Consider the following 8,069-nt stretch of genomic DNA (forward strand, 5'->3'; position numbering starts at 1 on the left):
TGTTGCGTGATCTGCATTTCACGGTCCGGTGCATTTTGGCACAAATCCCTCTCTCACATGTCCCATCCTCCCTAGAGGGTGGACAAAGATTCTGATCGTTGACTTGAATAAACAAGTAGACGTTGGATCGCTTATGCCGCGCTCCAAAAAAGGATGCAATCCACCGTTGCCTCTTCCGCGGGAACGCGACGCTGATGGAAAGGGACATCGAAAGGGCTCGGCGACTGTGTCGAAGAAGGGGCTAATGTGACATGAGAAGCGTAGAAACTTTCCGGGATATACAGCGCGAGGCAACCGAGTGGCGCCGCTATCTCCATGAAAATCCCGAGCTTGATTATCGGTTGTACAATACAGCGGAGTTCGTGTCCGAGAAACTAGCCTCTTTCGGAATCAATCATATCGAAACGGGGATAGCTGAGACCGGTATCGTCGCCGTGGTTCAGGGCGAAGGTGGAGACGGGCCGACTATTGGATTGAGGGCAGATATGGATGCCCTGCCAATCGTTGAGACGTCAAACAAACCCTGGTCGTCCAAGATAGCAGGCAAGATGCACGCATGCGGCCACGACGGCCACACGGCCATGCTGCTCGGCGCCGCGAAATACCTTGCGAATACACGCAACTTCAAGGGCTCGGTCGCCTTGATATTCCAGCCAGCAGAAGAGGTAGAATTGCCGTCGGGAGGCCTAAGAATGGTCCAGGCAGGGATTATGGACCGTTTTGGCGTATCCCAGGTTTTTGGTATGCATAACATGCCGGGCATGGAACTCGGCAAGTTTTCCATTTGCGACGGCCAAATCATGGGCTCCCAGGACGACTTCGACATAATCGTGAAGGGCAGAGGCGGCCATGCGGCCCACCCATACCGAACCATTGATCCCGTGGTTATCGCAGCACAGATAGTCCTTGGCCTGCAAACCTTGGTCTCGCGTAAGACCGACCCAAAGGAGTCGCTGGTGATCTCCGTCACCAAATTGAGCGCTGCACAGGCCTACAATGTCATTCCCGATAATGTTGAGATCGCCGGAACGGTCAGGACACTCGCACCGGACCTGCGAGACTTCGCCGAACGAGAGATTTTGGCAGCCGCTCAGGGCATTGCGCGCGGGTTCGGCGCAGATATCGAGTTCAAGTACCGTCGATCAGTCCCTGGTGCTGTCAACAACAAGGAGGCAACGAAATTTGCGGTAAAGGCGGCACGCGACCTAGTGGGACCTGCGTCGGTGAATCAAAACATGAGACCAAGCATGGGTGCAGAGGACTTCGCCTACATGCTTGAGGCGCGGCCAGGCGCTCTTATATTCCTTGGGAATGGACCGACCGCTTCGGTACACCACCCGGCATATGATTTCAACGACGAAGCCTTGCCTTATGGCATCGGCTACTGGGTGAACCTGGTCGAGACCGTTCTCGCACCCTAAAACGCGATCTGCGGCGTCTCTATGATGTACTTGGTACTGCTACTCAGATGCACTGACTATTCGGCGGATGGCGAATTGATCTGCCGAGTCTCTTCACTATTCCTTTAGCATAGGGGCGCCATCCTGTGGTGAACTTGGTGCGGTCAACGGTCAATAACCTCCCCTACGCCACAAGTATACGTCGATGATGGTTATGCAGCGTTCTTGATTTATCGACGCGGAATCCGTTGTTCGTCAGCCGGCCCAGATCGTCGAATGCCTCAGGCCGCGGGCGTAATTGGAGCGGCGGCAAGGCGCCCATTGACGCTAGTTTCCAGCCGCTGAAATGACGTCGCGCTCCCTTCGTCTGCTTTGACATAGGCGATCATGCTTCTTGGTAGCGAAGCTCCGGCGACGGATGACTTTTCCCTGCTCGAACGCTTGGTCGTCGCTGGCGCCATGGGCATGCCTCTTCCAGGTCGCGCGAGATCCGCACCAACGTTGCCTCGTCACCAAAACGGCCGACAATTTGCAGGCCGATTGGCAAGCCGTTAGCGCTATGGGCCAACGGTAGCGACACCGATGGATGCCCAGTGATGTTGAATACACCCATGTACTGATAAATCGCGGCAGCGGCATCGGCGTCCATGAATTCCAGTGCAGAAACCGCCGGATTGGTCGTGCAATAGATGCCTCGGTGCGGCGGGGCAACGATTGGCATCGTAGGCGTCAACAAAATATCGAAGGCATCGATCGCCTCGCCGACGCGGAACCGGAATCTACGGACATCCTCAAGTAAGTTTCCTATGGAATCACTTGGAGAGCTGCGGCCATATTCATAAAGCTTAAGATTGACCGGTTCCAGAGTGTCTGCGTCGATCGTTCGGCCCATGGCCCGGGCCGCGTCTTCAAGTGACATTGCACTCAGGGCGGAGCTGCGAAGCGTTATCCTCGTTCTCTCCTCAGGGTCGTATGGCGGGTCGATCTCCGCGACTAGATGGCCCATTTCCTCCAGAAGCGCGGCAATTGTGTCGACCGCTTGACGGACCTCGGGCTCGATATCAACCGCTGCCCATTTGGATCGCGCGACTCCGACCCGGAGAGTGCCGGTCGGTTGGGATAGCTCGTCCACATAAGGGCGGCTCGGCTGGACGATGATAAATGGATCTCCAGCATAAGGACCCGAAAAGACGTCCAATGCAGCAGCCATATCGCGCACCGTCCGACAGACGACAAAGGTTCGGCTACGGCCCAGCGACGCGTCTTGGTTGTTCGGCCCACCAGATACACGCCCGCGGGATGGGTTCAGCCCGACAAGGCCGCACCATGAGGCAGGAATGCGAATTGAGCCACCGCCGTCGCTGGCATGTGCGATGGGAGTGATGCCTGCGGCAACCGCCGCGGCGGCTCCCGAGGACGAGCCTCCTGCTGATCGGTCCAAACTCCATGGATTGCCGGTAATGCCATTTAAAATGGATTCACTCATTCCGGACGTTCCAAGCTCCGGGAGTGTTGTTCTACCGATCGTACGGAGGCCTGCTTCTCGCGAGCGACGAAAATAATAGCTGTCGGTGTCGGGACGACAGCCTTTGAACAGGCGACTACCTCGCTCCTGAAGTCGGCCAGCTTCGGCAGCACCAATATCCTTGCGAAGGAAAGGTACGCCGTGAAAAATTCCTCCGTCGGCGCCTGCCACGCTATCAGCATCTTCATAGAACTCGATGACGGCGTTGACTAAAGGGTTGACCTCGTCATGTGCCTCGCGGGCCAGCCGCGTCAACTCCAAAGGCGTTATTTCGCCAGCATTCACACGAGACGCCAGAGCGGTGGCATCATGATCGACATATTCACTCAATCTCATCTCAAAAATACCCTTACCCAACCCAGATTGTATTCGCGCCTTCTTGCCCGACTCCAAAGGAATGGGGAGGTGACGTTAGGCCTCGCAATGACCGGCTCGAAGATGGCAAGGTCGTCAATATTATCCACAGGTCGATGGGCTCTCTGCGCTGGCGTCGCTGCACGTAACGATAAGGCCATTCCGGCAGGAGCGCGCATGTTAACGGGACCGCGCCGAGAAATCCTCATGTTCCAGTTCTTCCCTCTGAGCTCGGGCGCGGTTGTCCGCACTATTGGGGCTTGTCGACGGCACGGGCGTAGGATTCGGCTGTCGTTTGCCTCAAACGCCCCCTCAGGAGGCGACAATTCTGGAGTGATTAGCATCAGGGGAAGGCGAGTTTGCGCCAAAATGCTGCATCTATTGAAACGCGAGCTGCAAAAGGCGGCGGGGTTGAAGTGTCGCGGCCTCTGCGGGCGCACGCCGCAGCTCATGTTCGATCCGATATCCACAAACTCGCGCTTGTGCGGGCCTACCTGGCCCAAGCGCAGGGTGGTCACGAGCAGGCGGTGAAGGTTACCCCAGCTCGCAATGGCGGCATGCAGCGTAGTGCGGCGCATTGATCGCCGGCACGGAGCCGCCGGCCGGTGATCGCTGAGATCTCCTAGTCGATTGTTGGTCGAAACGCCGATGTGGGCCTCCTCCTCAACCAAATAGCCGATCTCGATCAGTGATATTTGTACTTGGCGAGGTCGTCCGCCGCGCCATCACAGCGGGCGCACTGATTGATCTCCCTCACGAACTCCTCTCGGGTGGTGAGCGGTTCGCCATTTACGGAGCGCGTCGTCTGCGATGGGAGGTGAACTTCTGGACAATGAGGTGACCATATAGCCGATAGCGCCTGTTCAGACGGGCGCCAATTCGGGCCTTTCTCCAGCAACGTTGAATGACGGCTAGAACAGACTGCCGTACAGACTGACCGCGTCACAGAGGCGAACGACCATTGCCGTCGCCTCCGCACCGAAAAATCTCTCGCGCGGCCTACCAGGCTTCGCGCTGGCGCTGTTCTTCTGCTCCGCTCGACTCAAGCCTGATCATTGTTCCGAAATACCTTAGAACCGGTTCATGAAGGCTCCATATCGAGGTCGACGCCCGCAGCGGAAAACGGAAGAGCGTTCTAGCCCGTTTTATGGCAGTGGTCCCCAGATCGCGTTCCAGAGTCTGGACCAGCACGCACTCGGTCCAGATCCCTAGCGATATCGGTCAGAACCATCGTCTGCACAAAGCTACCGAACGAGAAGGTGAGGTGCGGACCGGAACCGATCGGCTCACTGCCGAACTCATTCCGGCCCGACGCATTGCCCGTAGCGAGCCACAACACGCACTTTGCGACATGCCGCTCAGGCGCCGGCAGCAAGACGGGGGATCAGCGGTACAGGCGTTTCGAGTAGAAGCGGGCAACGCCTCCCACAACACCACCATGTCTCGAACCTGAGCGCCATAACGGGCGGCGCGCTACCGTCGGAAGGCGGCCTCGTCTCACCTCGGCCGAGCACACGGATCGCGCGCTTGCGGTGATAGGCGGAGACAGTGACAAACTCATCCAGGGATCCGCTGCCTGTCGGTCCGGCAGCTCGCTCGATTACCGGCACATCTACTCGGGTTTGAGCTGTCAAGGAGCTCGCCAATGCCGCGCAGAGATCATGGAGCCTCGCGCGGCGGCCGGTTTTAGGCGGGCCCTGACCTTGCCCTAGACGAGTTCGAGGGGGTTCAGTCCTCGGGAGCATTTGGGCAGTAAGAGAGACGCTTGGTGCTGACTATCCGAATGGCTTGTCGCGCCGCTTGGCTTTGGTGACGTCAAATTTGTCGAGCACAACGACATCCCCCGGTGAGCGACGGTGATGTCCATCTTCCTGACATGGGCCAAGAAGCGCTTGCCATTGAATTGGGCCGCCGGCGGATGCGTACATTTCAAACCATGTCCAGCTTGTGCGTTCCACGTTTCAGCGGAGGCCCATTTTGGTGGAAACTCTCCTCCCCGCCGATGTTAGAAAATTGCCAAGTATCGTTCCGCGATCAAGGGACTTGTTCGCGGCGACAAACGAATACAGAGGTACGCATGTCCAGAGGTGACTTAACATGACGGAGCGCACGCCGGTGAATGAGCCTGCGGACAACGGGATGATTTTTTCAGTTGAGGAATATCGGGCACGGCTGCAGCGCACGCAGAAGGAGATGTCTAAGCATGATCTTCCCGTGTTATTGCTGCATCAGCCAGAAAACATCCTGTATCTTAGTGGATTCCATACTACAGGCTATTTTTCCTATCACGCCTTGGCGGTTCCGAGCCGCGGCGACCCGGTGCTGATCTTGCGCGATGTGGAAGTCCCGGCAGCGCACGCCACGTCTTGGGTGAAAGACCACGTGACCTATGCAGATGCCGCCGATCCGCTCCCCGTTTGGCTCGACACGGCGAGAAGAGCCCTCGATGGCCTCGGTTTGGCAGGCGGCCACGTCGGCGTTGATGAGCACTCATGGTTCTTGACGGTGGAACGCTGGAAGATGCTGCAAGCATTGCTGCCCAATGCGACTTTGGTCAGAGAGCCGCGCATTGTCGATCACCTGCGCCTGATCAAATCACCGCGGGAAATAGACTACCTGCGCGGCGCTGCCCGCCAGGTTGAAGTGGGCATGCGGGCTGGCATCGGGGCGATCGCGCCCGGCGTCAAAGAGCGAGAGCTCGCTGCCGCCGTGTTCGGCGCGTTGGTGAATGCCGGGTCAGAAATGCCGCTCAGCGGTACCATCACCTCGGGCAATCGAACCAATCTCATCCACGGGCAATGGTCCGACCGGCGCCTCGAACGCGGTGATCCTGTCTATTTTGAGCTTAGCGGGATCCATCACCATTATTGGGCACGCTTAATGCGCAGCGCCGTTGCTGGTCCCCCGAGCGCTGAGCAGCAGCGTGTAGCTGAGACAATCATCCGCGTCCAAGACGAGGCCATCGCACTGATGAAGCCGGGCACACCGGCCAGCGTGATCGACCGAGCTTGCCGCGAGCCAATCCTGGCGTCTGGTCTGCGTGAGACATACACGAACCGCACCGGCTATTCGCTCGCCCTCAATCACCGCCCCTCCGCCGGTGAATTCATCCGCGAATTCGTGCCGGGCGTGGAATGGGTGCTGGAGGCCGGAATGGTGTTCCATATGCTGATAATGGCAGCCGGGATGGGCTTCAGCGAGACGGTATTGGTGACGGAACAAGGTCCGGAACGCCTAACCGGTATTGAGCGCAAGCTTTTCTTTCAAGCTTGAGAAAACAACCTGAGGCTGAATGCATGAAACCGGTGATTGGGATCGTCAGCAATTTCGACGTGGAGGGGGAACGCTACTTCTGTCCCGTCCATTATGTGCGTGTAATCGAAGCAGCCGGCGCGCTTCCGATCATTTTGCCTTATGTCAAACCATATGAAGTAAGCGCGCTGTTAGATCACATTTCCGGTCTCGTTCTTACCGGGGGTGGAGATTTTCCGACCGAACTGTACGGGGCGGCTCCACACTCTGCTGTTCAACGAATTATCCCGGAGCGCGATAACTTCGAATTCGCGCTCATCCGATCAGCGCTCCATCGGCCCATGCCTATTCTCGGCATCTGTCGGGGGATGCAGATTTTGAACGTTGTCGGCGGGGGGACGATTTATCCGCATACCATAGATGAGCTACCTGATGTGATCGACCATCGCGATGGAACACCGTTAGATCAGACTGTTCACGAGGTCCATTTGGATCGCGACTCGCGCCTGTGGCGGATCTGTGGCGAGCAGTCATCATTCCGGGTAAACAGCTATCATCACCAGGCCATCAAACGGCTGGCTCCTGAATTTGTCGTTTCCGCGCGGGCCGACGACGGCGTCGTCGAGGCGATCGAAGCACCCGGACGGCCCTTTGTGATCGGTGTCCAGTGGCACCCAGAATGCATGTATGAAAGTGAGCGCGCCTGTCGCAATTTGATTGAAAGTTTCACAAGAGCTTGCAACTCGATTGGAAGAGAGGCCCCATGACGTGCGCAACCAGCACGCGTGTGCAGCCTCACACGCAAATCCCTGGCAGCGTCAATAACCGGTAACACACCACCGCTGATTCCCACACAGGGAGTGAAGGCGAATAGAGACAAAGCGTCCTACGACGCGAAGCCTCCATTTGAGGCAATTTATTCCCAAAAGAACTGGTCTTAACGGAGCTCTTCCAGTGCGAGCCGTACTTGAACTCGGTGAATTTGTTAGCAGCTACCCAGCAAGTAGATTGCCAGCCGCTACACGGCAGACTATCTCGTTGCTTATATTAGACCTTATCGGTGCCACAGCCGCGGGTCTGCGATCGCCGTTAGCTGACGCAGCCAGAAACGCAGCAGTGGAAGCCTATGGCGAAGGCACGATCAGCATCTGGTTGACGGACAATCACTCTAGTGTGGTAGGCGCTGCGATGGCGAACAGCGCTGCCGCGAGCGCTCTGGATATCGACGACGGTCACCGCGGCGCAGCAGGCCATGCTGGCTCCGGCGTCATTCCCGCCGCCTTGGCAGTGGCTCAGGCTGTCGACGCGTCAGTCTCCGAGACGATGGTTGCGATCGCGCTCGGTTACGAAGTCGCTCTGCGAATCGCGAGCTCTCGCCGTGTTGAATCAATCCATACATATGCGAGTGGATGCTGGGTCGGCTACGGAGCTGCGGCCGCAGCTTGCCGTCTCCTAGGCTTGGGTGCAACAGAGACCGCTCATGCGTTGGCGATTGCCGGATCCGAAGGACCGGTCGTATTCTCTACTGCGTCAGCCAA

5 protein-coding genes are annotated in these 8,069 nt (G+C 57.7%); 4 read left to right on the forward strand and 1 reads right to left on the reverse strand.

Annotated elements, in window-relative coordinates; genetic code table 11:
- The first annotated feature begins 251 nt into the window (after window positions 1-251).
- Complete coding sequence (locus EN885_RS30605; protein ID WP_128243873.1) at window positions 252-1,421, forward strand: M20 aminoacylase family protein; 1,170 nt, start codon at window positions 252-254, stop codon at window positions 1,419-1,421.
- A 364-nt stretch (window positions 1,422-1,785) separates the two neighbouring features.
- Here the strand turns inward: EN885_RS30605 and EN885_RS30610 are convergent, their stop codons facing one another.
- Entirely contained in the window at window positions 1,786-3,261 is a 1,476-nt protein-coding gene (locus tag EN885_RS30610) for an amidase (RefSeq protein WP_128243874.1), read from the reverse strand.
- 2,115 nt (window positions 3,262-5,376) lie between these two features.
- Between EN885_RS30610 and EN885_RS30615 the strand changes: the two genes are divergently transcribed.
- The 3 genes from EN885_RS30615 to EN885_RS30625 form a co-directional block, all read left to right on the forward strand.
- Complete coding sequence (locus EN885_RS30615) at window positions 5,377-6,552, forward strand: Xaa-Pro peptidase family protein (RefSeq protein ID WP_128335248.1); 1,176 nt, start codon at window positions 5,377-5,379, stop codon at window positions 6,550-6,552.
- A gap of 23 nt (window positions 6,553-6,575) precedes the next feature.
- Window positions 6,576-7,298 carry a gamma-glutamyl-gamma-aminobutyrate hydrolase family protein gene (locus tag EN885_RS30620; protein WP_126063852.1) on the forward strand — a complete coding sequence of 241 codons (723 nt, stop codon included), beginning with the start codon at window positions 6,576-6,578 and terminating at the stop codon, window positions 7,296-7,298.
- Between the two features lie 187 nt (window positions 7,299-7,485).
- Window positions 7,486-8,069 (forward strand): MmgE/PrpD family protein (locus EN885_RS30625; protein ID WP_206616868.1); only part of this gene is annotated, 584 nt, incomplete at its 3' end.

Origin of the sequence: Mesorhizobium sp. M6A.T.Cr.TU.014.01.1.1, assembly GCF_004022765.1 — a bacterium.
Lineage (GTDB): Bacteria > Pseudomonadota > Alphaproteobacteria > Rhizobiales > Rhizobiaceae > Mesorhizobium > Mesorhizobium mediterraneum.

Coding starts and splice junctions, on each gene's coding strand:
- EN885_RS30605 (WP_128243873.1), top strand. CDS start 252: ATGAGAAGCGTAGAAACTTTCCGGGATATACAGCGCGAGGCAACCGAG.
- EN885_RS30610 (WP_128243874.1), bottom strand. CDS start 3,261: ATGAGATTGAGTGAATATGTCGATCATGATGCCACCGCTCTGGCGTCT.
- EN885_RS30615 (WP_128335248.1), top strand. CDS start 5,377: ATGACGGAGCGCACGCCGGTGAATGAGCCTGCGGACAACGGGATGATT.
- EN885_RS30620 (WP_126063852.1), top strand. CDS start 6,576: ATGAAACCGGTGATTGGGATCGTCAGCAATTTCGACGTGGAGGGGGAA.